The organism is Microbispora sp. CA-102843 (assembly GCF_050936215.1).
Classification (GTDB): domain Bacteria; phylum Actinomycetota; class Actinomycetes; order Streptosporangiales; family Streptosporangiaceae; genus Microbispora.
In genome coordinates, this window is sequence record NZ_JBNJNF010000001.1 from 1,169,257 (window position 1) to 1,192,561 (window position 23,305).

General features: G+C 71.6%; 23 protein-coding genes. 9 read left to right on the forward strand and 14 right to left on the reverse strand.

From position 1 onward, the window contains the following. Positions 1-14: 14 nt before the first annotated feature. Together ACQEVJ_RS05455 and ACQEVJ_RS05460 are read right to left on the reverse strand one after the other, a co-directional pair. Complete coding sequence (locus tag ACQEVJ_RS05455) at positions 15-509, reverse strand: DUF1003 domain-containing protein (RefSeq protein WP_433097794.1); 495 nt, start codon at positions 507-509, stop codon at positions 15-17. After that, positions 506-1,711 (reverse strand): magnesium transporter MgtE N-terminal domain-containing protein, encoded by a 1,206-nt coding sequence (locus tag ACQEVJ_RS05460; protein ID WP_433097796.1) that lies wholly within the window; start codon positions 1,709-1,711, stop codon positions 506-508. The genes ACQEVJ_RS05455 and ACQEVJ_RS05460 overlap by 4 nt, the downstream gene beginning before the upstream one ends. Positions 1,712-1,796: 85 nt before the next feature. Between ACQEVJ_RS05460 and ACQEVJ_RS05465 the strand changes: the two genes are divergently transcribed. Beyond that, positions 1,797-2,741, forward strand: a complete 945-nt coding sequence (locus tag ACQEVJ_RS05465) for an EamA family transporter (RefSeq protein WP_433097798.1) — start codon at positions 1,797-1,799, stop codon at positions 2,739-2,741. 4 nt (positions 2,742-2,745) lie between these two features. On the opposite strand, the gene ACQEVJ_RS05470 is transcribed toward ACQEVJ_RS05465, so the two are convergent. After that, the gene (locus ACQEVJ_RS05470) at positions 2,746-3,123 is read right to left on the reverse strand and encodes a hypothetical protein (RefSeq protein WP_433097800.1); all 378 of its coding nucleotides are present in this window, start codon (positions 3,121-3,123) and stop codon (positions 2,746-2,748) included. A 35-nt stretch (positions 3,124-3,158) separates the two neighbouring features. On the opposite strand from ACQEVJ_RS05470, the gene ACQEVJ_RS05475 reads away from it, so the two are divergent. The 3 genes from ACQEVJ_RS05475 (at position 3,159) to ACQEVJ_RS05485 (ending at position 8,778) form a co-directional block, all read left to right on the forward strand. Continuing rightward, on the forward strand, positions 3,159-4,097 hold the full coding sequence (locus ACQEVJ_RS05475) for an HpcH/HpaI aldolase/citrate lyase family protein (RefSeq protein ID WP_433097802.1): 939 nt from the start codon (positions 3,159-3,161) through the stop codon (positions 4,095-4,097). 28 nt (positions 4,098-4,125) lie between these two features. Next, entirely contained in the window at positions 4,126-5,271 is a 1,146-nt protein-coding gene (locus tag ACQEVJ_RS05480; RefSeq protein ID WP_433097804.1) for a lysostaphin resistance A-like protein, read from the forward strand. 135 nt (positions 5,272-5,406) lie between these two features. Beyond that, complete coding sequence (locus tag ACQEVJ_RS05485; RefSeq protein ID WP_433097806.1) at positions 5,407-8,778, forward strand: hypothetical protein; 3,372 nt, start codon at positions 5,407-5,409, stop codon at positions 8,776-8,778. On the opposite strand, the gene ACQEVJ_RS05490 is transcribed toward ACQEVJ_RS05485, so the two are convergent. After that, positions 8,765-9,160 carry an NUDIX hydrolase gene (locus ACQEVJ_RS05490; RefSeq protein WP_433097808.1) on the reverse strand — a complete coding sequence of 132 codons (396 nt, stop codon included), beginning with the start codon at positions 9,158-9,160 and terminating at the stop codon, positions 8,765-8,767. The genes ACQEVJ_RS05485 and ACQEVJ_RS05490 overlap by 14 nt on opposite strands. A gap of 72 nt (positions 9,161-9,232) precedes the next feature. On the opposite strand from ACQEVJ_RS05490, the gene ACQEVJ_RS05495 reads away from it, so the two are divergent. Genes ACQEVJ_RS05495 through ACQEVJ_RS05505 form a run of 3 tightly spaced genes read left to right on the forward strand, consistent with a single transcriptional unit; the run spans position 9,233 to position 11,600 of the window. Then, positions 9,233-9,877, forward strand: a complete 645-nt coding sequence (locus ACQEVJ_RS05495; RefSeq protein ID WP_433097810.1) for a DUF6758 family protein — start codon at positions 9,233-9,235, stop codon at positions 9,875-9,877. Positions 9,878-9,919: 42 nt separating this feature from the next. After that, positions 9,920-10,630: an MBL fold metallo-hydrolase gene (locus tag ACQEVJ_RS05500; RefSeq protein ID WP_433097812.1), complete on the forward strand. Its 711-nt coding sequence runs from the start codon at positions 9,920-9,922 to the stop codon at positions 10,628-10,630. Between the two features lie 4 nt (positions 10,631-10,634). Then, on the forward strand, positions 10,635-11,600 hold the full coding sequence (locus ACQEVJ_RS05505; protein WP_433097814.1) for a RecB family exonuclease: 966 nt from the start codon (positions 10,635-10,637) through the stop codon (positions 11,598-11,600). On the opposite strand, the gene ACQEVJ_RS05510 is transcribed toward ACQEVJ_RS05505, so the two are convergent. The 3 genes from ACQEVJ_RS05510 to ACQEVJ_RS05520 form a co-directional block, all read right to left on the reverse strand. Beyond that, complete coding sequence (locus ACQEVJ_RS05510; RefSeq protein ID WP_433097816.1) at positions 11,551-12,462, reverse strand: oxygenase MpaB family protein; 912 nt, start codon at positions 12,460-12,462, stop codon at positions 11,551-11,553. The genes ACQEVJ_RS05505 and ACQEVJ_RS05510 overlap by 50 nt on opposite strands. Before the next feature lie 10 nt (positions 12,463-12,472). After that, positions 12,473-13,357: an alpha/beta fold hydrolase gene (locus ACQEVJ_RS05515; RefSeq protein WP_433097818.1), complete on the reverse strand. Its 885-nt coding sequence runs from the start codon at positions 13,355-13,357 to the stop codon at positions 12,473-12,475. 319 nt (positions 13,358-13,676) lie between these two features. Beyond that, positions 13,677-15,668, reverse strand: coding sequence for a DEAD/DEAH box helicase (locus ACQEVJ_RS05520; RefSeq protein WP_433097820.1), 1,992 nt, complete (start codon positions 15,666-15,668; stop codon positions 13,677-13,679). A 421-nt stretch (positions 15,669-16,089) separates the two neighbouring features. Here ACQEVJ_RS05520 and ACQEVJ_RS05525 point away from each other — a divergent pair, with 421 nt between their 5' ends. Continuing rightward, positions 16,090-16,749 carry a ferritin-like fold-containing protein gene (locus ACQEVJ_RS05525; protein ID WP_433097822.1) on the forward strand — a complete coding sequence of 220 codons (660 nt, stop codon included), beginning with the start codon at positions 16,090-16,092 and terminating at the stop codon, positions 16,747-16,749. A gap of 435 nt (positions 16,750-17,184) precedes the next feature. Here the strand turns inward: ACQEVJ_RS05525 and ACQEVJ_RS05530 are convergent, their stop codons facing one another. From ACQEVJ_RS05530 to ligD (ACQEVJ_RS05550), 5 genes are all read right to left on the reverse strand, one after another. Then, positions 17,185-17,415 (reverse strand): DUF3107 domain-containing protein, encoded by a 231-nt coding sequence (locus ACQEVJ_RS05530; RefSeq protein WP_433097824.1) that lies wholly within the window; start codon positions 17,413-17,415, stop codon positions 17,185-17,187. A 94-nt stretch (positions 17,416-17,509) separates the two neighbouring features. Then, positions 17,510-18,130, reverse strand: a complete 621-nt coding sequence (locus ACQEVJ_RS05535) for a TetR/AcrR family transcriptional regulator (RefSeq protein ID WP_030507436.1) — start codon at positions 18,128-18,130, stop codon at positions 17,510-17,512. Positions 18,131-18,202: 72 nt separating this feature from the next. Then, complete coding sequence (locus ACQEVJ_RS05540) at positions 18,203-18,448, reverse strand: hypothetical protein (protein WP_433097826.1); 246 nt, start codon at positions 18,446-18,448, stop codon at positions 18,203-18,205. A 22-nt stretch (positions 18,449-18,470) separates the two neighbouring features. Next, positions 18,471-19,352 carry a non-homologous end-joining DNA ligase gene (gene ligD / locus ACQEVJ_RS05545; RefSeq protein WP_433097828.1) on the reverse strand — a complete coding sequence of 294 codons (882 nt, stop codon included), beginning with the start codon at positions 19,350-19,352 and terminating at the stop codon, positions 18,471-18,473. After that, positions 19,349-20,278 (reverse strand): non-homologous end-joining DNA ligase, encoded by a 930-nt coding sequence (gene ligD, locus ACQEVJ_RS05550; protein ID WP_433097830.1) that lies wholly within the window; start codon positions 20,276-20,278, stop codon positions 19,349-19,351. The genes ligD (ACQEVJ_RS05545) and ligD (ACQEVJ_RS05550) overlap by 4 nt, the downstream gene beginning before the upstream one ends. Positions 20,279-20,382: 104 nt before the next feature. On the opposite strand from ligD (ACQEVJ_RS05550), the gene ACQEVJ_RS05555 reads away from it, so the two are divergent. After that, positions 20,383-21,303, forward strand: coding sequence for a Ku protein (locus ACQEVJ_RS05555; RefSeq protein ID WP_433097832.1), 921 nt, complete (start codon positions 20,383-20,385; stop codon positions 21,301-21,303). Between the two features lie 230 nt (positions 21,304-21,533). On the opposite strand, the gene ACQEVJ_RS05560 is transcribed toward ACQEVJ_RS05555, so the two are convergent. Together ACQEVJ_RS05560 and ACQEVJ_RS05565 are read right to left on the reverse strand one after the other, a co-directional pair. Beyond that, positions 21,534-21,836 (reverse strand): hypothetical protein, encoded by a 303-nt coding sequence (locus ACQEVJ_RS05560; RefSeq protein ID WP_433097834.1) that lies wholly within the window; start codon positions 21,834-21,836, stop codon positions 21,534-21,536. A 598-nt stretch (positions 21,837-22,434) separates the two neighbouring features. Continuing rightward, on the reverse strand, positions 22,435-22,980 hold the full coding sequence (locus tag ACQEVJ_RS05565) for a hypothetical protein (protein WP_433097836.1): 546 nt from the start codon (positions 22,978-22,980) through the stop codon (positions 22,435-22,437). Positions 22,981-23,305: the final 325 nt, after the last annotated feature.

The following is a 23,305-nucleotide window of genomic DNA, read 5'->3' on the forward strand; positions in this document are numbered from 1 at the left end:
TCCATGCTATGGACTCAGCGGGGATCCTCCGAACCCGCCCCACGCGATCTAGGCGTATCGGCGCTCAGCTCGTCCTGCAGACGCTGGAACTCAGAGCGGATGTAGTCGCGCGTGGCCACCTCGCCGAGCGCCATGCGCAGGCCGGCGATCTCCCGGGTGAGGTACTCGATCTCGGCCTGGTTGCGCTCGGCCGTCACCCTGTCCTGCTCGTACTGGATGCGGTCGCGGTCGGCCTGCCGGTTCTGCGCCAGCAGGATCAGCGGCGCGGCGTACGACGCCTGGAGCGAGAGCATCAGGGTCAGGAAGATGAACGGGTAGGGGTCGAACTTGAACGGCGCGAGCACGTTCCACAGCAGCCAGACCCCGACGAACACGGTCATGTAGACGATGAAGCGCGCGGTCCCCAGGAAGCGCGCGATCCGTTCGGAGAGCTGGCCGAACGCCTCGGGGTCGTAGTAGAGCCGCAGGCGGTAGGTCAGCTCGCGCGGCTGGTCGAGGCGTTCTGTCATGGGCGTTCCCGCCAGTCCTCCGGCAGCATGTGGTCCAGCACGTCGTCGACGGTCACCGCGCCGAGCAGCCGGCACAGCTCGTCCACGACGGGGACCGCGACCAGGTTGTACGTCGCGAGGTACGACGCCACCTCGTGCACCGTGAGCTCGGGCCTGATCGGGTCCACGGTGATGTCTATCACGCTGCCGAGCAGCGTCGACGGCGGCTCCCGCAGCAGCCGCTGGAAGTGCGCGACCCCCAGGAAGCGCCCGGTCGGCGTCTCGCTCGGCGGGCGGGCCACGTACACCTGGGCGGCGATGGCGGGGGGCCGCTCCTGCTGGCGGATGTGCGCGAGGGCCTCGGCCACGGTCGAGGTCGGCGGGAGGATGATCGGCTCGGTCGTCATCATGCCGCCGGCGGTGAACTCGCCGTAGGTCAGCAGCCGCCGGACCGGCTCGGCCTCCTCCGGCACCATGAGCCGCAGCAAGCCCTCGGCCTGCTCGGCGGGCAGCTCCTGCAGCAGGTCGGCGGCGTCGTCCGGGCCCATCTCCTCCAGCACGTCGGCGGCACGCTCCCGGTGCAGCCGGCTCAGCACGAGCACCTGGTCGCGCTCGGGCAGCTCCTCCAGGACGTCGGCGAGCCGGTCGTCGTCCAGTGCGGCGGCGACCTCGGCCATCCGCTTGGTGGGCAGCTCATGCAGCATGTTCGCCAGGTCGGCCGGGCGCAGCGCCTCGAAGGCGGCGAGCAGGTTGGCCGCGCCCTGGTCCTTCTGGATCCCTGTGAAGCCGTTGACCTCGTCCCAGTCCACGATCAGCGTCTCGCCCCTACGCCGCCTCCCGCGGCGTACCGCGACCTTCGTGATGAGCCAGTCGGACGGCCGCGGCTGCTCCATGGCCAGGTCCTGTACGGTCACCCGCTCGCCCTTGTACTCGACGGTGCGGTCGAGCATCTCCCCGATGGCCAGCGTCTCGGCGTCCCGGCACTCGAACCTGCGCATGTTGAGCTTGCCGGTGAAGATGAGGGCGCGGGCCTCGATGCTGGTGATCCTGGTGATCGGCAGGAAGACCCGGCGGCGCGGCTGGACCTCGACGACGAAGCCGTGGACCCTGGGGAGCAGCGGTCCCCGCAGCGAGACGACGACGTCCCGGATCCGGCCGATCTGGTCGCCGGCCGGGTCGAAGACCGCCAGCCCCGCCAGGCGGGCCACGAAGATCCGATCCACTCTGTCAGGTTACGCAAGGATGCGGACCGCTCCGCGTTATGACAGGATCAAAGCCGTTTGTTGGTAATTACATGGGCAGGTGACGATGAGGGCTGTCAGCCTGGCGATCGCGGGCGTCTCGGCCTTCTGTTTCGGGTTCTCCGGACCGATGGCGAAGATCCTCGGCATGGCGGGGCTCACGCCGCTGCAGGCCGTGTGGGTCCGCATGGCGGGGGCCGGCGTGCTCCTGCTGGCGGTCCTGGCCGCCGTCAGGCCGCGCGCGCTGCGCATCCCCCGTGACCGCCTGCTGTTCTTCGCGGCGTACGCCGTGGTCGCCGTGGCCGCCGTGCAGGCTTTGTATTTCGTGGCCATCACCCGACTGCCGGTCGGCGTCGCGCTGCTGCTGGAGTACACCTCCCCGGTGATGGTGGTCCTGTGGGTGCGGTTCGTCCGGCGGGTACGGCTGCCGCGCTCGGCCTACCTGGGGGCGCTCATCGCGATCGTGGGCCTGGCGATCGTCGTGCAGGTCTGGGAGGGACTGCGCCTCGACGCACTCGGGCTGCTGCTGGCCCTGCTGGCCGGCGCCGGCTGCGCCGGATATTTCCTGATGAGCGACTCGTTCGGCGACGACGTGGACACGCTCGGCCTGATCGGCTGGGGCATGCTCGGCTCGGCGGTGGTCCTGCTGCCCGTCTCCCGGCCCTGGAACATCGACTGGCCGGCGTTCACCCACGCCGTCGAGGTCTCCGGCCACACGGTCCCGGTCGCCGCGGCCGCCGTGGTGCTGGTCGTGGTGGCCACCGTGGTCGCGTACACGACCGGGGTCACGGCCGTGCGGCGGCTGTCGGCGGCGGTCGGGGCGACGGTCGCCTCGGTGGAGGTCATCGCGGGAGCGCTGATCGCCTGGGTGCTGCTCGGCGAGCGCCTGGGGACCGCCCAGATCACCGGAGGCCTGATCGTGCTCGCCGGGGCCCTGCTGGCCCAGACCGCGACCGTACGGCTTGGCTCGGAGCGCCACGCCGTCGAGGCGGCCGAGACCGTACGCGTCTGAGCGTTCAGGCGCGGGGGACGAGCCGTACGACGGTGGACCCCTCGGCCCAGCGGGTGGTCAGGCCGGCGGCGTCGCGGGCGTTCAGGCGCTCCTTGGCCAGCGCGGCCACGGCCTCGGGGGCGGCCGCCTGGTCCACCACCTCGGCGACGGCGGGGAAACGGACGAGCTCGGCGCCGTTGTCCTTGCTGCGCAGCACGACCTCGACCTCGCCCCGCCCGGCCGCGACCTCGGTCAGCCCGGGCAGGGACTGCTCCCCTCCGCCGGTCACCACGTAGACCGCGCCGTCGTGCCACACGTGCCAGGCCAGCCGGAGCCCGGACGGCAGGCCGAGCCACAACACGTTGGACTTCTTCGCACCCTCTTCGATCACCGCCAGCCTCATGAAGCAGAGCTTATTCACCGCGCTACCGTGTGCCCATGCGCGCTCGACGTTCGTGCCTGGCGGTGCCCGGCAGCAATCCGCGTTTCCTGGAGAAGGCCCAGGGCCTCGCCGCCGACGAGGCCTTCCTCGACCTGGAGGACTCCGTCGCCCCCGGCGCGAAGGACGAGGCGCGCCGCAACGTCGTCGCCGCGCTGAGGGAGGGCGACTGGACGGGCAAGACGGTCGTCGTCCGGGTCAACGACCTCACCACCCAGTGGACCTATCGGGACGTCATCGAGGTCGTCGAAGGCGCCGGCGACCGGCTCGACTGCCTCATGCTGCCGAAGGTCGCGGACGCCTCCCACGTGGCCTGGCTCGACACCCTCATCGGCCAGATCGAACGGGCCACCGGCCTGCCCGAGGGCGGCATCGGCATCGAGGCGCAGATCGAGGACGCCCGGGGCCTCGTCAACGTGGACGACATCGCCGCCTCCTCGCCCCGGCTGGAGACGCTGGTCTTCGGCCCGGCCGACTTCATGGCCTCGATCGGCATGCGGACGCTGGTCGTGGGCGAGCAGCCCCCCGGGTACGGCGAGGGGGACGCGTACCACTACATCCTCATGCGCATCCTGATGGCCGCCCGCGCGCACGGCCTCCAGGCGATCGACGGGCCGTACCTGCAGATCCGCGACCTGGACGGCTTCCGCCGGGTGGCGATGCGGTCGGCCGCCCTGGGGTTCGACGGCAAGTGGGTGCTCCACCCGTCGCAGGTGGAGGCGGCCAACGAGGTGTTCTCGCCGTCCCAGGAGGACTACGACCACGCCGAACTCATCCTCGACGCGTACGAGTACTACACGACGGTCGAGAAACGGGGCGCGGTCATGCTGGGGGACGAGATGATCGACGAGGCGTCGCGGAAGATGGCCCTGGTGGTGGCGGCCAAGGGCCGCGCCGCCAGCCTTCCCCGGTCCAGCTCCTTCACCCCGCCCAGCTGATCGCCCGCGGTACGCGAAGAATGGACACATGAACGAACCACAGCCGGATCCGGCCCAGTCACCGGGCCCGGATCAGGCCGCCGGCCCGAACCAGATGCCCGGTCCCTACCTGGCACCCGGGCCGTACGCGGGCGGGACCGCCTGGCCGGCCGGCCCGCCGCAGCCGCTGCCGCACCCGCCGCCACACCCTGCGGCCCAGCCGCAGTGGTCATATCCAGGGCCATATCCAGGGCCATATCCGGGGCCCTACCCGTGGGCGCCGCCCCCGCGTACCCGCTGGGACGTCCCGCCCCCGCCCGGCACCCGTTACGACCGTCTGGCCCGTACGCCGTTGCACCGCTGGTGGCGGCCGATCGCCGGCACGGTGGCGATCATCGCGGCCTTCCTGGCGCTCTCGATCGCCGTCGGTCTGGTGGCCTTCGTGGTCTCGCTGGTCACCGGCGTTCCCATGGTGCGGTCGGGGACCCGGCTGTTCGCCGATCCCGTCCTCGACCTCGGGTTCCAGCTGGGGGTCATCGCGCTGCTGCTGCCGCTGGTGCTCGGCGCGGCGTGGCTGTTGCAGCGAAGACCACCGGGGTCGCTGTCGTCGGTGGCCCTGCGGCTGCGGTGGCGGTGGCTGGGGGCCTGCCTGCTGGTCGCGCTGGTGGCGGTCGTGCTCGGCCAGGCGGTCGAGGCGGGGATGCTGATGTCCGCCGGGGTGGATCCCGGATTCCGCTGGGCGGGCTGGGGGGAGTTCCTCCCGGCCATCATCGTGATCCTGCTGCTGGTGCCGTTCCAGTCGGCGGCCGAGGAGTACGCCTACCGCGGGTGGATCATCCAGGGATTCGGGGCGTACCTGCGTAATCCGTGGCCGGCGATCCTGGTGGGCGCGGCGGCCTTCGCCGCCTCACACGGCTACACGGGCTGGGGGATCGTCTACGTCTTCGCGTTCGGCATGCTCATGGGGTGGCTGGCGGTCCGCACCGGCGGGCTGGAGGCGCCGATCGCCCTGCACGCGACCAACAACATCGTGGCGTTCGGAGTCGTCGCGGCCTCTGGGGACATGGGCAGCGCGATGGAACAGGGCGCGGTGCCCTGGGAGGCGCTGATCGGATCGGCCGTCCAGTTCGCGATTTTCGGCATCGGCGTGCTGATAATCGCCCGAAAGTGGGCAATTCAGACCCTCTCCCGATAAATCTCACTAGAGAGGTATGGCTCCCACGCTCTTCCCGTGTTGCTCTGGATCCGTGATGGGGTATCACTGTGATCGCTTTGCCTTACCACAGGTGGAACGGTCCGGATTGACCTCTCCGGGGAGGAGGTACTGAGCGTGGCCTCGGGCCCCCACGAGCGCGACCGCCGACGTGATGCCGGCGAACCCTCCTCCGCGCCCCCGCCGGAGCTGCACCACCGGCCGCCCGGCCCGTCTCCGTGGGCGATGCCGCCGTTCGCCGCCCCGATTCCCGATGACGCGGTACCCGATGACGCGGGCGGGCCGGGAGACGACGAGGACACCCGGCCATACCCCAAGATCGGCGATCCGGACCCACCCGACCCGGACTTACGCGGCGACACCTGGGCGCCGCGCCCTGCGGCGGACGAGGGATCGGACGCACCCCGCAACCGCGGGCCCCGGACCGGCCGCAGGCCGTACGCGGCGCCGTACGGGACAGGGCCGCACGGGACAGGGCCGCACGGGACAGGGCAGCACGGGACGGGCGAACCGCGCCACAGCCGCTCAGGCGGACGGAGTCCCGAAGCTCCCGGGGAGCCCGGCGACGCGGGCGCGACCGGCCCGCCCGGCCCCGGGCAGGCCCCCACGACCTGGCATGGCGAGGGTGCCAGGTCGGCGGGGGAACCGGCGGCGTCCCCCACGCAGGAATCACCCGGGCAGGAGTCACCCGGGCAGGAGGAGGGCCGGCGTCGCCGGATCGTGAACCGGCCGGACAAGCTGGTCGCCTCCGGCCCGCCCCGGCGGCGGCGTGCCCAGATCCCCCGCGAGAACCCGGACGGGCCCGGCGCCCCCGAAATCGACACCCCTCCGTCGGGGCCGCTGCGCGAGCACGACCCCGGCGAGCAGGATTCCGGCGAGCGCGGGGAGCACGTGTGGGCGCACACGCCGCCAGAGCCCGCCTCGCGTCACGGCCTGGGGGAGTCCGGCGGCATCCGCATGAGCCCCGAGATCCCGGTCGAGCCCGAGCACGACGGGCCCGGGGAAGACAGGCCGGTCGAGCCGGTTGAGCCGGTCGAGCGCATTGGTCGTCCGCCGGGGGGCCGCCCGGCCCGTCCCGACGTGCTCGTGGCCGCCGGCTCGCCCCGGGCGGGCGGCGGACGCCGCCACAGGCGGGTGCTGCCGGTGCGGCGGTTCCCTCCACGGTTACCCATGCGGTTACCCCGGCTTGTCGCTCCGGCGTTGATCGCCGTGGTCCTCGTCGCGGCCGCCGTGCTGGGCGTGGCCGTCGTGAGGTGGGCCGGCGGCCCGTCCACGGCCGGCTTGCGCCTCGCCGCCGGCGACGGCCAGTCGGGCGACGCGGCGTTCTCGGCGCCCGGGCTGCCGGGCAACGGCTCAAGCCAGGTGCTCAACGCGTTCGCCGCGGCGGGCGCGACGGTGGTGGCGGCGGGCAGCGACACGACGAGCCCGCTCGCGCGGCCGCTGTTCCTCGTGTCCGCCGACGGCGGCGAGCACTGGCAGATGGGCCGGGTCGCCGACGCCCCAGGATACGAGTCCGCGCCCGGGGCGGTCGGCAGGGTCGCGGGCGGCGACGGCCGCTGGCTCGCCGTCGGGACCGACGCGCCCGGCTCCGCGGGCCCGGCCGCGCGCGGCATGTGGGTCTCCTCCGACGGCCGGTCCTGGACCGCGGTGGACCCCGCCCGGCTGACCGCGTTCTGGAGCCAGGACAGGATCACCGACGTGGCGCGGACCGCGACCGGCTTCCTCGCCGTGGGCGCCACGACCCTGCGTGACGGCACGGCGGGCCCGGTCGCCTGGGTGTCACCCGACGGCGCCGGCTGGACGAGGGTGGACACCGACCAGATCGGCACCCCCGACAAGGTCAGGGCGATGCGGGCGGTGGCCGCCCGGGGCGACCGGGTGGTGGCGCTCGCCGATCCGGGGTCGGGCGACTCGATCTCGGTCGTCCTGCGCTCCGACGACGGCGGCCGCACCTGGTTGCGCACGGCCGCGGCCCTGGCGGACGTACGAGCAGAGCCCGGCGCGCTGGCGGCGACCAAGAAGGGCTTCGTGCTCGTGCCCACCCGGCAGAAGTCGGACGGCGGCGAGGTCCGGGTCTACTGCTCGCCGGAGGGCGCCGACTGGAGCCAGTGCGGCACGATAGGGCCGCTCGGCGCGGAGGGGACGGGCGTGCGCGGCCTGGCCGCGTCGGCGGCGGGCGTGGCGGCGGTCGCCGAATCGGCCTGGGAACGGTACGCCGTCTACACCAGCCAGGACGGGCGCAAATGGACCAGGAGCGCCGATCTCGGCGGGATCCCCGGGACGCTGCGCGGGCTGGCCATCACCGACGCCGGGGTCCTCGTGGCGGGCGGCGACAAGCGCGGGCCCGGCGACGTGGAGAACCTCCCCGTCCTGATCACCGCGGGCAAGGGCGAGGCGGCGCGCACCGTGCCGCTCAAGGACATCGCCGGGCTCAACCGGCTCGCCAGGGACACCGCGGACGTCGCCGCCTCCGGCGGCACCTTCGTGGCCGTGGGCGCGGCCAACGGCGACGCCGCGATCTGGACGAGCGGCAACAACGGAGCCAACTGGAAGGACGCGGCGTTCCCCGACCTGCTGGGCGGACCGGGACGCCAGGCGCTCAGCGGCGTGGCGCACGGCCCCAGGGGATGGCTCGCCGTGGGCAGCACGACGACCGACCCGGCGGTGACCCGGCCGCTGCTGGTCACCTCGGCCGACGGGAAGACCTGGCGGCCCGGTCCCGCGATCGAGGTGCCCGCGGGCCACTTCCTGCTCGCGCCGGGCGTGGTGGCCGCCGGGCCGAAGGGCTACCTCCTGGCGGGGGAGGACCGGTCGGCCACCGGGACGCTGCCCGCCCTGTGGTTCAGCCCCGACCTCAAGCGGTTCACCCGTTCCGCGCCGGGCAGCATGCCGGCCGGAGGGGCGGGGGTGCGCCTCTACGACGTCACGGCGACGCCCGAGGGGTTCATGGCGGTCGGCGGGTCGGGCACGGCCGACCGTGAGACGGGGGTGGTCTGGGTCTCCTCCGACGGGCTCAACTGGAACGCGCGCGGCCGGGTCCTGCCGCCGGACACCACCTCGGCCGGGCTGCGCCACGTGGTCGCGACCGAGGCCGGCGTGGTGGCCGTCGGCACCGCGATGACCGAGGACGGCCCCCGCCCGTTCTCCGCGCTGTCCACCGACGACGGCGCGAGCTGGGAGTACGGGATGCTGCCCGCCGACGCCGCCGCCTCGGTCCTCGACCTGACCGCGACCGGGCGGGGACTGGTCGCCGTCGGATCGCACCGGTCGCCGGCGGAGGGCGGCGAGGCCGACAGCGCCGCCTGGGTGTCCGAGGACGGAGTGAACTGGGCGCGCCAGACGCTCACCCAGGACGGCCTCGGCGGCCAGGGGGCGCAGTGGCTCGGGGCGGTGGCGGTCTCCGGCGACCGGGTCGTGGCCATCGGCAGGTCGGCCGGCTACGCCGACGACCACCTGACGATCTGGCGCAGCACGGTCACGGAGCGATGACTCCCCACTCGGTGAGGGCGTCGGTGAGGCCGTCGGTCAGCGGAAGCCGTACCAGGTCGGACGGCGCCCACCAGCGGGCGTCGGCGGCGTCGTCCCCGGCGACCGGCACGCCCGAGGCGGTCGCCACGTAGTCGTGGATCTCGTAGGTCCCCCCGCCGGGGGCGGGCCGCAGCACGGTCCCCGCGAGCCGTACGACGGTGACGTCGAGGCCGGTCTCCTCGCGCAGCTCGCGGCGCAGCGCCTGTTCGTCGGTCTCGCCGGGCTCGACCCTGCCGCCGGGCAGCGACCACAGCCCCTCGCCGGGAGGGTGGCCCCGCCGCACCAGCAGCAGACGCCCTTCGGCGTCGGCGACGATCGCGCCCACACATCTGATGCACCGCACATCACCAAGATTACGACTAGATAACGGGCAGACTCTTGACGTACGGACATCACGGAAGCACCGTGAATATTTGTGAGAACCGCGCCAACATGTCCGCGGTGCTTCGGGCCGCTACACGAACCGAACGTCTGGTCGAGTTCCTGGCGATGCGCCGCCCACGGGGACGTCCTGCCCTTCCAACCGCCCCGGCGGCCCTCACGGGCCGCGCTGGAGGCCCTGTGCGAGGCGGCCAGGGTGCCCGTCTGGCTGCCGTGGCCGCTGCCCACCGGGTGGCTGGTGACGGGCTTCGCCGAGGTGGGTGACGAGCGCACCGGCATGAGGGCGAGCGTCGTCGCCCTCTCCGGTCCGTCGGTCACCCCCGGTCCCGCAGACATGCTGCTCATCGCAGAGGAACCCGGCATCGGCCTCGGCGCCGCGTACGCCGGGCTGCCGGGCCCGGACCCCGGAGCGGGCTTCGACGCCGGGCCCCCGCACGCCAAGATCGACGCACGCGGTCATCCGACGGCGCTGTGGTGCGCGGGGCGGGGAGTGCCGGGAGACCGGGCCGTCTACGTGGGCGAGGCCCTCGGCAACTGGCTGTGGACGGTCGCCTGGCCGGTCGAGGCCGGCTGCTTCATCGCGCTGGCCAACCTGTCCCTGCGTGACCTGCGGGACCAGGACCAGGCGCTCGACCTGCCCTTCGGCGCCTTCTCGCCGCGCCTGGACGGGGATGTCTAGTACGGCGGGTCCGAAGCGCCGGGGATAGTAAGGTTCTGAGCCGTGACAGCGCGTATCGAACGAGTGGTGACCTCGGGCCTCGTGGACATTGAGGGCGACGAGCACAAGGTCGAGAACAACACCTGGATCGTGGGCGACGACGACGAGGTGATCGTCATCGACCCGGCGCGGGACGCCGAAAAGATCCTGGAGAAGGTCGGCGACCGCGAGGTCCTCGCCGTCATCTGCACCCACGGCCTGCCCGACCACGTGGGCGCCGCGATCGAGGTGGCGGCCAGGGACGAGGCCGTCATCGCCGTCCACCCCAAGGACAAGCGCCTGTGGCGGCAGACCTGGGAGGAGACCTGGCCCGACATCGAGATGGAGGACGAGGGACTGTTCTCCGTGGCCGACGTCGAGTTGGAGGTGCTCTCCACGCCGGGGGTCACGCCGGGCGGCGTCTCGCTCTACTGCGAGGGCCTCGGCGCGGTCTTCACCGGCAAGACCCTGCTCATGGACGGCCCCGGCAAGCTCGGCGGGGAGTACCCCGCGCTCGCCGACCAGCTCACCTCGATCGGCGAGAGGCTGTTCACGCTGCCGCACGAGACGAGGGTGCTGCCCGCGCACGGCGAGGAGGGCAGGATCGGCGACCTGGAGCCCGAGTTCGACCGCTGGCTGTCGGGGTCGCTGACCGGCGCCCAGGAGGCCGACCCGGCGCCGCCGCTCGTGGACGGCACCACGGCGTCCGGCATCAAGCTGAACCTCGACGAGTAAGGCCGTGGAGCAGCTCGGCCTCGACGGCATGCCGAGGCGGCTCTACACCTGCACCCCGTCGAGGCTGAACACCTGGCTGGACTGCCGGCGTCGCTACCGCTTCACCTATCTCGACCGGCCCGCTCCGCAGAAGGGGCCCCCGTGGGCGCACAACAGCGTGGGGGCCTCCGTGCACAACGCGCTGGCCGCGTGGTGGCGGGAGCCGTACGACCGGCGCACGCCGGTGATGGCGGCCGTGCTGCTCACCAACGGCTGGATCCGCGAGGGGTTCAGGGACGAGGAGCAGTCGGCCACGTGGCGGGACCGGGCCCGCGAGATGGTCTCCTCCTACGTCGCCACGCTCGACCCGGGCGACGAGCCGGTGGGCGTCGAGCGCACCGTCGCCACGCGTACGTCGGTCATCGCCGTCTCGGGCCGCGTCGACCGGCTCGACCGGCGCGGGGACGAACTGGTCGTGGTCGACTACAAGACCGGCCGCCGCCCGCCGACCTCCGACGACGCCCGTTCGTCGATCGCGCTGGCCGTCTACGCGATCGCCTCGTCCCGCATGATGCGGCGGGCCTGCCACCGGGTGGAGCTGCACCACCTGCCCAGCGGGACGGTCGCGGAGTGGGAGCACACCGACGAGTCGCTCGCCCGTCACCTGCGCCGGGCCGAGGACATCGCGACGGAGGCGGCCGACGCCGACGACGCCTACCGAGAATGGGCCGGACGCGCCAAGGGCTCCGTGCCGGCCCCTCGGCGGGAGGACGGCGGCGGGGCGCTCGCGGTGCCGCCCGAGATCGACCGGCTGTTCCCGCCCGAGCCGGGCTCCCTCTGCTCCTGGTGCGACTTCCGCCGCCACTGCCCCGAGGGGCGGGCCGCCTCGCCCGACAGGCTCCCCTGGGACGCCCTGGCCGAGACGCCCGGCTCTTCCGGCGTCAGCCCCGCGCAGGGCCGGGATGGCGGCGAGGATCGACCAGCGCCCTGAGGCCCTTGCCGACGTCGTATCCGGCCGCGCCCAGGCGTTCGCGTGAGGCCCGCAGCATGGCCCTGGTGCCATCGTCCAGCACCTGCTGGTGCATGAAGTCGGGGATCGTGTTCATGGTCAGCCGGAAGGCCCGCAACGCCGCCGTGACCGCGATCTGGGGCACCTCGGGAAGCGTGCCGTACAGGCGGCGGGCCCAGTCGGGCAGCGTGTAGTAGCACAGCGCGCCGAACGGGAAGTAGGCCGGCTTGGCCGGGGACAGGAAGCGCATGCTCTCCGGCAGTCGCGGCCAGAGCAGGAACCGCACGGCGGCGGCCGACTCGGGGATGACCCGCAGGACGGGCCGCATCCGGGCGAAGTAGTCGTTCATCTCGCCGACGGAGCCGGGCACGTCGTCCGGGTGCAGCCCGACGTACGCGGCGCTGTGCCGCTGCTCGGCGAGGTACTGGTCGGCCTCCCGGTCGCTGATCGGTGCGCCCGCGCGGCGGACGACCTCCAGATAGGACATGACCTCCGCGCAGTGGACCCACAGCAGCAGCTCGGGCTCGTCCACCCGGTGGGTCCTGCCCGAGTCGGGGTCGCGGATGCGCAGGGTCCTGTGGATCGCGCGCACCCGCCTGCCGATCTCCTCGGCCTCCTCGGGGCTTCCGTACGTCACGCGGCCCACGAAGTCCGCCGTACGGCGCAGCCGGCCGAAGGGGTCCTCCCGGAAGTTGGAGTTCTGCCACACGCCCCGCATCGCCAGCGGATGCAGGGCCTGCAGCATCAGGCCGCGTACGCCGGCCACCCACATGGTCCGGTCGACGTGGACCAGCCACGTCGCGGACTCCGGAGGCTGGGCGGTCAGGCCGCTTGTCCCGGGCATGGCGGCCGGGTCATCCGTGCTGGTGCTGGAGCAGCCGGCTTTCCGCCGCGTTCCAGAATCGGGTCAGGGCCGCCGCGGTGGTCTCGGGGGCCTCGACGGCCGGCGAGTGGAGCGCCCCGGGCACCACGACGCACTCCGCGTCGAGCCGGCGGGCCATCTCGGCCTGCAGCAGCGGCGGCCAGCCGTCGTCGTGCTCGCCGTACAGGACCAGGAGGTCGAGCCCGCACCCGGCCAGCTCCGCACAGCGGTCGGAGGCGCCCAGGACCTCCTCCGCCATCGCCACGAGACCGGTGGGGTGGTTGGCGAGGAGCCGCTTGCGCAGGAACGCGACGATGTCGTCAGGGACGCCCGCCGCCAGCGCCTCGGGCTCCATCCTGTTCGACCACATGTAGTCGAGGCCGTACTCCGGAAGCTCCGCCAGCATGACCCGGCCCATCCGCTCCCGCGGCCCGACGATGCCCGCGGGTCCCGAGCTCATGAGCGTCAGCGAGGCGAGCTTGGCGATGCCGTTCAGCGCCGTCTCCCGGGCGACCAGCCCGCCGAAGGAGTGTCCCAGCAGGTGGACGGGCTCACCCTGGCCGACCACCGCGGCGATCGCGTCGATGTCCGCGCCGAGGGCCGCGCACGTGTACGCCGCCGGATCGTCCAGGCCCGACGTCTCGTACTGCCCGCGCATGTCGACCGCGATCACTCTGCGGCCGGCCTGCGCGAGCGTCTGCAGCACGGCGATGAAGTCCTCCTTCGACCCCGTGAAACCGGGGACGAGAAGGGCGGGCCAGCGCTCGGGGACACCGCTGACCGGAAGCGCTTCGAGGACCGCGAACGAGCCCAGCGGCGTCTCGATCTGCTCACTGCTGACACCCGGAGGAAGGGTCAGGAACCGCGGCGTGCTCACGAGGCCTCCTCCACCTCACCCCGGATCCCGGGAACCGATGGGCCGGACCGGCCCCACGTCCTGGACCGTCTGCTGAAGGCTCGCTCACTCACGTGGCATCACGATACCCAGGGAAGATCCCGACGACACTGTCGAAGCGACTATGCGGGTTTCGGATGGTCATTTCGCATGCCTCCTGTCCAGGTCATACCCACTGCGGGGCGAAGCGGCCCTCGAAGCACGGGCTCTCAAAGCACGGGGGCAGGGAGAGCGCCGGCTGTCCGGTGCTCTCCCTGCCCCTGCTGTCGTGCTCATCGCCGAGCGGGCCTGTGCCGGCCCCTCACCCCGTACGGCGGGGCCGCGGCCGGGGCGGGCGGCGCCGCTGCTGGGCGCGCTCGCTCGCGGCGGACGGCGCGGGGTCGTCGTCATCGGTCGCGAGGTCGGGAGACCTGAACACGATCATGAACGGACTGGCCGGGATGATCGGCTCCGGCTCCGGCTTCGGGGCCGTCCGCTCGGCGGGCTCGTCGGCGACCTCGCTCGCGGGTGCCTCCACGGCCGGCTCCTCCGCCGGGAGTGCCCGGTCGGCGGTGTCGGCGGCGCGGGTCCTGCGGCGCCGGGCCGGGCGCTCCTCCGCCGGCTCCTCGGCCGCGGGCGCCTGGTCGGCGACGCGGGTCCTGCGGCGGGTGGTCCTGCGCGTGGTCGCCGCCTCGGTCTCCGGCCCGTCACCGGCCTCGGCGTCGTCCACCATGCCGTCCACCATGCTGTCCACAGCGCCGTCCACAGCGCCGTCCACAGCGCCGTCCTTGCCGGGCCGTACGGCCGCGACGTCGGCCAGCGCGCCGGTCAGGGCCGAGGCGTTCGCGCCCCTGCGCCCACGGCGCCCCGACGCGGCCTCGGCAGTGGTCTCCACAGTGGTCTCCGCGGGAGTCTCCGCGGGAGTCTCCGTAGGAATCTCCACCGGGGCCTCCACCGACACCGGCGCCTCGATCTCCCCGGCGTCCTGGAGGCGGCCCCCACGGGTCCGCCGCCGCTCGCGGGTGCGGGCGGGGCGCTCGCGGCGCTCCTCTGCGTTATCGCGGGTGTTATCGCGGGTGTTGTCGCGGACGTTGTCGCGGGTGTTGTCGCGGGCATCTCCACGACGTGACTTGCCGCGGGTGCGGGTGCGCCCGGTCTCCCCGAGGTCCTCGATCTCCTCGGCCTCCAGGCCCGCCCGGGAGCGCTGGGCGCGCGGCAGCACGCCCTTGGTCCCCTCGGGGATGTCGAGGTCGGTGAACAGGTGCGGGGAGCTCGAATAGGTCTCGACGGGCTCGGTGAAGTCCAGTGAGAGGGCGTTGTTGATGACCTTCCAGCGGGTCAGCTCGGTCCACTCGACGAAGGTCACCGCGACGCCCGTGCGGCCCGCCCGGCCCGTACGGCCGATCCGGTGGACGTAGGTCTTCTCGTCCTGCGGGCAGTCGTAGTTGACGACGTGGGTGACGTCGTCGATGTCGATGCCGCGCGCCGCGACGTCGGTCGCCACCAGCACGTTGATCTTGCCGTTGCGGAACGCCCGCAGCGCCTGCTCGCGCTGGCCCTGGCCGAGGTCGCCGTGGACGGCCGCCACCGCGAAGCCCTTGTCCTTGAGCTGCTCGGCGACCATGTCACAGGCCCGCTTGGTCTCGCAGAAGACCATCGTGAGCCCGGAGCCCCTGCTCTGCAGCAGGCGGGCCAGGATCTCGATCTTGTCCATGCGGTGCGTGCGGTAGACGTGCTGCGTCGTCAGCGTGGTCGTCTCGGCCTCGGCCGTGCCGCTCTCCGCCCGGACCCGGGTCGGCCGGGTGAGGTAGCGGCGGGACAGGTTCACGATCTCGCCGGGCATGGTGGCCGAGAACAGCATGGTCTGCCGACTCTCCGGCACCAGCTTGATGATCCGCTCGATGTCCGGAAGGAAGCCGAGGTCGAGCATGCGGTCGGCCTCGTCGAGGACGAGCATGGTGATCTGGCCGAGGTCGAGGTGCTTCTGCTTGACCAGGTCGAGCAGCCGCCCGGGCGTCCCGACGATCACGTCGACGCCGTTCTTGAGCGCCTCGATCTGCGGCTCGTACGCGCGCCCGCCGTACACGGTGAGGATGCGCGACCCCAGCTTCCCGGCGGCGAGGACCAGGTCCTCGGTCACCTGGAGGGCCAGCTCGCGGGTCGGCACGAGGACCAGCCCGCGCGGCTTCTTGCGGTTCTTCCGCGGCTTGCCGACGAGCTGGAGCATGGCGACGCCGAAGGCATAGGTCTTGCCGGTGCCGGTGCGCGCCTGTCCGATGACGTCCTGGCCGGCCAGCGCCAGCGGGAGCGCCATCTCCTGAATCGGGAATGGTGAAGTGATGCCCTCGGTCTCGAGCGCATCGGCGATCTCTGGGATGACTCCCAGGTCTCGGAACGTCGTTGTCAGCGTGGCCTGCCTCAATCGATGCGAAGGCGGCCTTCCGGGACATCCGGCCGGCAGAGCCTTCCCGGTCCGGGTCCTCGCGGACAGTCGCGCCCTCGTCGTGATCAGCGACCGCGGCATTCCAGTGGTTCCTGGGGGTCCGGGGGGATTGACCCCGGATCGACACAGTGATCGGCACAGTGCGGTCGCACTTCCACGAAGCAGTCTACTCGATACCACAACACGGAACCGATTTCTGCGTCTTCTCGCTAAAAGCTCTTGCTGTGTCGCCCGGGAAGCCGGTGACGAGCGCGGCACCGGCGGGGCCGCCCGGGAGCCGTACGCTGCACCCATGAGTGATTCCTCTCCCGGGAGCGTGGACCTGCTCGGTGTCCTCGCGTACGCCGAGCTCACCGCCTTCCTTCGGCTGGCCGAGGACGCCGCACTGCTGGCTCCGACGCTGAACGACAGGGCCGCCCTCGGGGACGTGGCCGCGACCGAGTACGGGCACTTCCGGGTGCTGCGGGACCGACTGGCCTCACTCGGCGTCGATCCGGAGGAGGCGATGGCCCCCTTCGTGGAGGCGATCGACGCCTGGCACGCCCAGACCAGGCCGAAGGACTGGCACGAGGCGCTGATCAAGGCGTACGTCGGCGTAGGAATCGCGGGCGACTTCTACCGCGAGGCGGCGCGCCACACCACTCCCTCGATCAGCGCCCTGGTGGACGAGGTGCTGACCGACGAGAGCCGTGGGGAGTTCGCGGTGGAGCGGGTGCGCGCCGCGCTGGACGCCGACCCGCGGCTGTGCGGCCGCCTCGCGCTGTGGGCGCGCCGCATGGTCGGCGAGGCGCTGAGCCAGGGGCAGCGGCTCGCCGCCGCCCGGCCGCAGCTCGCCGCTCTGCTGGTGGGCGAGAAGGGCGAGGACCTGGCGGAGGTCGGGCGGATGTTCGCCAGGCTGACCGAGGAGCACGGCAAGCGGATGGCCGCCCTCGGCCTCACGCCCGGCCCGTGATCTCCACGGCTTCGCGCGAGCGTGGTCGACGCGGGTGCTTCGTGCTGTCAATCCCCGCTGACCTGGCCTGACACCCGCAACAGCGGCGATCGGGAGGGCCGGGGGGCCGCTCCGCGCACCGGCCGGTCCGGCGTTCATGGGTCGCGAACGTGCCAAACGGATGTACGGTGCGAGCATGAGGGCCTCGCGCCGCTACGGCACTTCCTTGACGAGATGTGGGCCGAACACCTGGACTCCGCGTGCGGTGTTGCGGAGAGGAAGCGCGTGCTGTCCGACGATCAGCGGGAGGCGGGATCCCCATCGCGCGGATCTGACCCGCCGTCCCCGCGGATGCGGTTACGGACGCACCTGACCCGCTGCGGATCACGGTAAGCCGCCGGGACGGCGCGCGTGGTGGGCGCGCGCCGTCGGCGGCCGGTGGCGGTCGCGGAGACGCTAGAGAGTCCCGCCGAAGCCGACGGGGCGCGACTCGTCCTCGCCGATCTCGACGAAGCCGAGCGATTCCACGGGGACGACCACTCGGCGGCCCTTGGTGTCGGTGAGCGAGAAGACGCCCTTGTCGGAGGCGAGCGCCTTGCGGAGCTCCTCCTCGATCTCCTCGGCCGACAGGTCGGTCTCCACGACGAGCTCACGGTGTACCGACTGCACGCCGATCTTTATTTCCATCGGGCTCCCCTTTCGCGAGGGCTTGTCCCTACCCATCGTCGTCGCCTCAGGGGGCGGCAAGCCCCGTGATCGCGTGAAGCGAACAGGATTCCGGTCAGCCGGTGCGCGGGAAACCGCTGATGCCGCGCCAGGCGAGGCGCGCCATCAGCTGGGTCGCCGCCTCCTTGGGGATCGAGCCGTGGCTGCTCAGCCAGTAGCGCGCGCTCACCTCGGCCATGCCGACGAGGCCCACGCCGAGCAGGTGCGCCTCGTCGCTGGAGCAACCGGTGTCCTCCTGGATCACCCGGCTGATCGCCTCGGCGCTCTCGTGCAGCGAACGCTCCATCCGCTGCCGTACGGGCGCGACGTTGCGCAGGTCGGATTCGAAGACGAGCCGGAACGCCTCGCCCTGACTGGAGACGAAGTCGAAGAAGGCGCCGATGGCGGCCTGCACCCGCTGCTTGTTGTCGGTGGTGGACTCGAGCGCCTGCCGGCACCGGGTCACCATGTCGTCGACGTGCAGATCCAGCAGCGCGAGGTACAGCTCCAGCTTGCCCGGGAAGTGCTGGTAGAGCACCGGCTTGCTCACACCGGCCCGCTCGGCGATCTCGTCCATCGCCGCCGCGTGGTAGCCGTTCTCCACGAACACTTCCTGTGCCGCGCTCAGCAACTGGCGGCGGCGGGCCATCCGGGGTAGCCGGGTGCCCCGGGGCTTGGCGTCCGGGGTAGCGGTCACGGCAGTCTCCTTGCAAGATGCGCATCGGGGGCTCCCGCCCCGAGGCCTCATCCTACGTGTCGGTAATCCGGCTCAGCGATAGTCGTCGTCGTCGAGGTCGACCGTACGCTCCTGCTCGGCCACGTCGGCCGGGTCGGCGTCGAAGGGAACGCGCTCGGGCCAGCGCCTGTCGTCGGGGACATTGAGGAGCTGGTGCTGCTCGACCGCGTCGGCCTCCGGCGCCTCGATCGAGATCTCCTCGACCACCTCGTCGAGGGGGTCCATCTCGGGCATCTGCTTGTCCTTCCGTTCGAAGGTCGGCTGCGACAGGTCCAACACTACGGCCAGGGTGGCGGCCGGGCTAAGCGGTGAGGGGTGCGAACAGGTCGCCGTGTTCCGCCACGCGTTCCAGCACGTCAGGTGCGGTGAACACCAGCTGGTCCGGGCTGTCGCACGCCTCGACCTCCTCCCACAGCAGGGGAGTGGACGCGGCCGGCCGCGCGGAGGCGCGCAGTGAGTAGGGTGCGACCGTCGTCTTGGCCGGGTTGTTCTGGCTCCAGTCGATGAAGACCCTGCCCGGCCGTTCCTTCTTCGCCATCACGCTGGTCACGAAGGGGTGCTCCGCCTGCATCCGCCGGGCGAGCGCCTTGGCGTAGCCGGAGGTGCCCGGGCCCCGGTCCCAGGGGACGTAGATCTGCATGCCCTTCTGGCCGCTGGTCTTGGGGTGGCTCTCCAGGCCGTCGTCGGCCAGGGCCTGCCGCAGCAGGACGGCGACCCGGCAGCAGTCGACGATCGTGGCGGGGGCGCCGGGGTCGAGGTCGAAGACGAGGGTGTCGGGCGGCTGCGGCTCGCCGTCCTTGGCCACCCGCCACATCGGCACGTGGATCTCCAGGGCGGCCAGGTTGGCGTAGTAGACCAGGGTCGGCAGGTCCTCCACGACGGCGAAGTCGATCTCCTCGCGGTTCTTGCTGCTGCCCGGCGCGGGCAGGGTCACCGTGCGGACCCAGTCGGGCGTGTGCTCGGGGACGTTCTTCTCGAAGAAGAACTGGCCGTCGACGCCGTTCGGGTAACGCTTGACCGTGAGCGGGCGGCCCTTCAGGTGCGGCAGCAGGACCGGTGCGATCCGGGTGTAGTAGTCGATCACCTCGGCCTTGGTGAACGCGGCGTCGGGGTAGAGAACCTTGTCCAGGTTGGTCAGAGCCAGCAGTCGGCCCTCGACCTTCACCCGCACCTTCTCCGTCATCGCCGCTCCTCCCGCCGCACCTCCGCGGGGATCTTGTCGGTGCGCACGCCCCGCCACACGGGGTTGCGCAGCCGCCCGTCACGCGTCCACATCGTGTACGCCACCTCGCCGGCCACTTCGGGCCTGACCCACCGGGCGTTCCTGGAGATCTCCCTCGGAAGCCCGTCAGAGAAGGGGCTCTGCCCGATCTCGAGCGGCTCAATCAGGCGGAGGATGTCGCCGAGCATCGCGTCGGTGAACCCGGTGCCCACGTGGCCGGCGAAGAGGAACTCGGCCGGAGAGGTCCCGGCGTACACGCCGAGCAGGAGCGAGCCGACGCCGCCCGCGCGGCGGCCCTTGCCCGGCCGCCAGCCGCCGACGACCACCTCAGCGGTGCGCAGGTTCTTGACCTTGATCCACCACTCTGCCCTGCGCCCCGGCCGGTATGGCGAGTCGAGGCGCTTGGCGACCACGCCCTCCAGCCCCTGCCGCCTGGTCGCCTCCAGCACGGCCGGTTCGCAGGGGAAGTAGGGCGGCGCGCCCAGGCCGAGCGAGTCGAGCAGCGCCCGCCGGTCCAGGTATGGCAGGTCGAGCAGCGTGTGCCCGTCGAGATGGAGCAGGTCGAAGGGCAGGTAGGAGACCGGCAGCCGGCCGAGCACGTGGGCCCCGGCGGGATCGGTGAGGTGCATGCGCCTCTGCAGCCGGGCGAAGCTGGGCCGGCCCTCGGGGTCGAAGGCCACCACCTCGCCGTCGACGACCGCCCTGCGCCCGGCCAGCGGGGCCATGGCGGCGGAGACCTCGGGATATCGGGGGGTGAAGTCGGCGCCGTGCCGCCCGGTGACCCGCACGCCGCCGTCGACGTACGCGAGCGCGCGGATGCCGTCCCACTTCACCTCCAGGGCGTACGCCCCGGGGTCGGAGGGGATTTCTCCTGGAATGGCAAGCATCGGCTCGATCGGATACGGCACCGCCATAGTGGGTACCTGCCCATGAGGTAACTCCCTTGAATCCCACCATAGCGTTGTTCGAACACAGAGACGAGAATGTGGCTATGCGCAGCATCTGGAAAGGCGCGATCTCGTTCGGTCTGGTCACCATCCCGGTGAAGCTCTACTCGGCGACCGAGCAGAAGGACGTCGCGTTCCACCAGGTGCACCGGGAGGACGGCGGAAGGATCAAATACAAGAGGGTCTGCTCGGTCGACGGCGAAGAGGTGCCCTACTCCGACATCGCCAAGGGATACGAGCTCGCGACCGGCGAGATGGTCGTGCTGACCGACGAGGACTTCGCCGACCTGCCGCTGACCACCTCCCGCAGGATCGACGTGCTGCAGTTCACCCCCGCGGAACAGATCGACCCCATCTACTTCGCCAAGTCCTACTTCCTGGAGCCGGACGGGCAGGGCGCCAAGCCGTACGTGCTGTTGCGGGACGCGCTGGAGCGGTCGGGACAGGTCGCGGTCGTGAAGGTCGCCCTGCGGCAGCGCGAGTCGCTGGCCGCGCTCCGCGTCCGGGACGGCGTCTTCGTGCTGGAGACCATGCTCTGGCCGGACGAGATCCGCGAGGCCGACTTCGGGTTCCTGGAGGAGGACGTCGACGTACGGCCCCAGGAACTGAAGATGGCCGAGTCCCTGATCGAGACGATGGTGGCGGACTTCGATCCCACGGAGTACAAGGACGCCTACCGGGAGGCGCTGCAGGAGGTCATCGAGGCCAAGGTGGCGGGCAAGGAGGTCGTCGCCCCCGAGGCCCCCGCCGAGGCCGGGCCGGCCGTCGACCTCATGGCCGCGCTGCGGGCCAGCGTCGAGGCGGCCAAGCGGGAGCGCCAGGGCGTCGCCGCGGCCAAGTCGCCCGGCGGAGCCGCCAAGGCCAAGGCCGCCGCCTCCGGCGCCGCCGCCAAGAAGGCGGCGTCGAACGGCGCGGACGAGGAGGAGAAGGCGCCCAAGAAGCGGAAGACGCGCCGCTCCGCCTGACTGCCAGGTCTGTTCAGAGGAGCCCCGGCGGGCTGTCCCGCCGGGGCTTTCTTCACCGCACGGAAGTGGGCGATCCGTACAGGGCCGCAGCTATTGGCCGCCCGTTCACCCGGCCGCCCAATTCACCGCCGCCCGATCGACATGGAGGTGGCGGAGGCGTGATCAGGGCGAGCCCGGACATCGCGGCTTCGCGCTGACGACCCCGTACGAGTGGGTGTCACCCGTCAGTGTCAGTCGTCGTCGTCGCCGTCGATCTCGACGACGGCGTCACCGGAGGCGAAGGCCGCGTTGCTGCGGTGGACCTTCTTCTCCTTCTTGAACTTGAAGAAGCGGAAGTCGTTGCGGTTGACGGCCGTGTTACGGCAGCCACGACCGCGACGTCCGTAGTGATCCGGGCCGTGCCACCAGGTGCCGGACATGGTGGCGGTGGTCGGGGTGGCGGCGTGGGCGGCGGTGGTGGTCAGAGCGAGCGCGCCGCCGGCCATTACCGTACTGACCGCCAGACCGGTGATGACGTTCCGGAATTTGGGCATTGAGGTCCTCCTCGAAGGATGGAGTGCCCGAGTACGACATTCCCAGTGTCTGTCGGAAATGTCCGGGTGATGTCCTGTATGTCCGGTCATCGCCCGTGGCGTCATGATTGCCGATGCGGCCTGCCGGCAAACTCGGCCGGAGGGGATTTGGGTTCGCGTTGTGGTGCAATACCCCGGGTTAGGCGACCGCTGACCTGATCGACGTTCATGCCTGACGTGTCCGTGCGGGATCCGGGGTAGGCCGGCTCTGGTTCCCCGTCGCGGTATCGCTCAATCCCCTGTCCTCGTTCGCTTCGGCCTGCGGGAGCCGGTTCACTCAGGGGGCGCCGTGAGGCGGTGGCGGGGGCGGGATCGGGCGCGCAAAGGTCAGGGCTCCGGCGAGGATCTCGCCGGAGCCCTTGTCTCATGCCATCCGGTGGAAGGTGTTTCCAGGCTTCCTGTCGCTCGGCGCGCGGATGCGCTGGAAACACCTGGCTGCACTCACCGGCGCCGTCGTCCCCGGCCGGTGGCGGAGAGGCACTCGTGGGCGGTCCCGCCCACCGGCTCCCGTCACCCGGCCGGACGGCGCGGTGTCGCGCGAGGCGTCAGGCCTCGCGTATCAGACGTCGTTGTTGCGGTTGTCGCGGTTGTTGTTGTTGTGCTCGCGGTCGTTGCGGTTCCACCAGTCGTTGTTGTTGTGGTCCCACCAGTTCTGGTCGGCCCACCAGTTGTTGTTGAGCCAGTTGAAGGCCTTGTCGTCCTTCTCCTGGAAACCGAAGGCGACGTCCTTGGCGACGAGGCCGAAGGCGTCGTGCTCAGCCTTGTCGTCCTTGTAGAGGTTCTGGCCCCACCAGTTGTTGCTGTCCCACCAGTTGTTCTGGTTGCGGTCGTTGATGTTGTGGTCGCGGTCGTTGCGCTCCCGGTTGTTGCGCGGGGAGAACGTGCGCGGGAAGAAGTCCTCCCCCTTCTTGTTGTCCTGGGCGATGCCGCCCGTGCTGTCGTCGACGCCGTTGGCCGCGCCGTCCTTGACGATGGGGCGGTCCTCCTTCTTGAAGAAGAAGGGGTTGTCGTCGGCGCTGGCGGCCGTGGCGCCCATGGCGACGGCCCCGCCGACGAACGCGGTGCTGAGCGCGAGCCCTGCGAAGATCTTCTTGAGGTTGGGCATTATGGTTCCTCCATGACAGGATTCGATTTCGAATTGCCCTGCGTCTATCGGTATTTCCCGTCCGCCTACTGCGAGCAGGAATTTCTCCGTGGCCCTTATTGAGCCTTGCTTCCGACGCTAGGGTGATTTCCTGCCGGGCGGCCCGACAAACTGATGTCTGCTGCTTTTAGTTAATGATTAGCTGCGTATAGGCTTGATTCGATGGATAATGCGCCTTATGTAGTGATAGGTACGATTTGCCCCCCTGGTGCGGCCGAGTCCTTGCGCCCGGCGAGCGGGGGCGCCGGCTTACCTGCGTTTGCCATCGGTGGGGCTGGTCGGGGAG

Bases quoted from the DNA above. Each gene is read 5' to 3' on its own strand.
- ACQEVJ_RS05455 (WP_433097794.1), bottom strand. From the start codon at position 509: ATGACAGAACGCCTCGACCAGCCGCGCGAGCTGACCTACCGCCTGCGG.
- ACQEVJ_RS05465 (WP_433097798.1), top strand. From the start codon at position 1,797: ATGAGGGCTGTCAGCCTGGCGATCGCGGGCGTCTCGGCCTTCTGTTTC.
- ACQEVJ_RS05470 (WP_433097800.1), bottom strand. From the start codon at position 3,123: ATGAGGCTGGCGGTGATCGAAGAGGGTGCGAAGAAGTCCAACGTGTTG.
- ACQEVJ_RS05475 (WP_433097802.1), top strand. From the start codon at position 3,159: ATGCGCGCTCGACGTTCGTGCCTGGCGGTGCCCGGCAGCAATCCGCGT.
- ACQEVJ_RS05480 (WP_433097804.1), top strand. From the start codon at position 4,126: ATGAACGAACCACAGCCGGATCCGGCCCAGTCACCGGGCCCGGATCAG.
- ACQEVJ_RS05510 (WP_433097816.1), bottom strand. From the start codon at position 12,462: ATGCCCGGGACAAGCGGCCTGACCGCCCAGCCTCCGGAGTCCGCGACG.
- ACQEVJ_RS05520 (WP_433097820.1), bottom strand. From the start codon at position 15,668: ATGGCGCTCCCGCTGGCGCTGGCCGGCCAGGACGTCATCGGACAGGCG.
- ACQEVJ_RS05525 (WP_433097822.1), top strand. From the start codon at position 16,090: ATGAGTGATTCCTCTCCCGGGAGCGTGGACCTGCTCGGTGTCCTCGCG.
- ACQEVJ_RS05530 (WP_433097824.1), bottom strand. From the start codon at position 17,415: ATGGAAATAAAGATCGGCGTGCAGTCGGTACACCGTGAGCTCGTCGTG.
- ligD (WP_433097828.1), bottom strand. From the start codon at position 19,352: ATGACGGAGAAGGTGCGGGTGAAGGTCGAGGGCCGACTGCTGGCTCTG.
- ligD (WP_433097830.1), bottom strand. From the start codon at position 20,278: ATGCTTGCCATTCCAGGAGAAATCCCCTCCGACCCCGGGGCGTACGCC.
- ACQEVJ_RS05555 (WP_433097832.1), top strand. From the start codon at position 20,383: ATGCGCAGCATCTGGAAAGGCGCGATCTCGTTCGGTCTGGTCACCATC.
- ACQEVJ_RS05560 (WP_433097834.1), bottom strand. From the start codon at position 21,836: ATGCCCAAATTCCGGAACGTCATCACCGGTCTGGCGGTCAGTACGGTA.
- ACQEVJ_RS05565 (WP_433097836.1), bottom strand. From the start codon at position 22,980: ATGCCCAACCTCAAGAAGATCTTCGCAGGGCTCGCGCTCAGCACCGCG.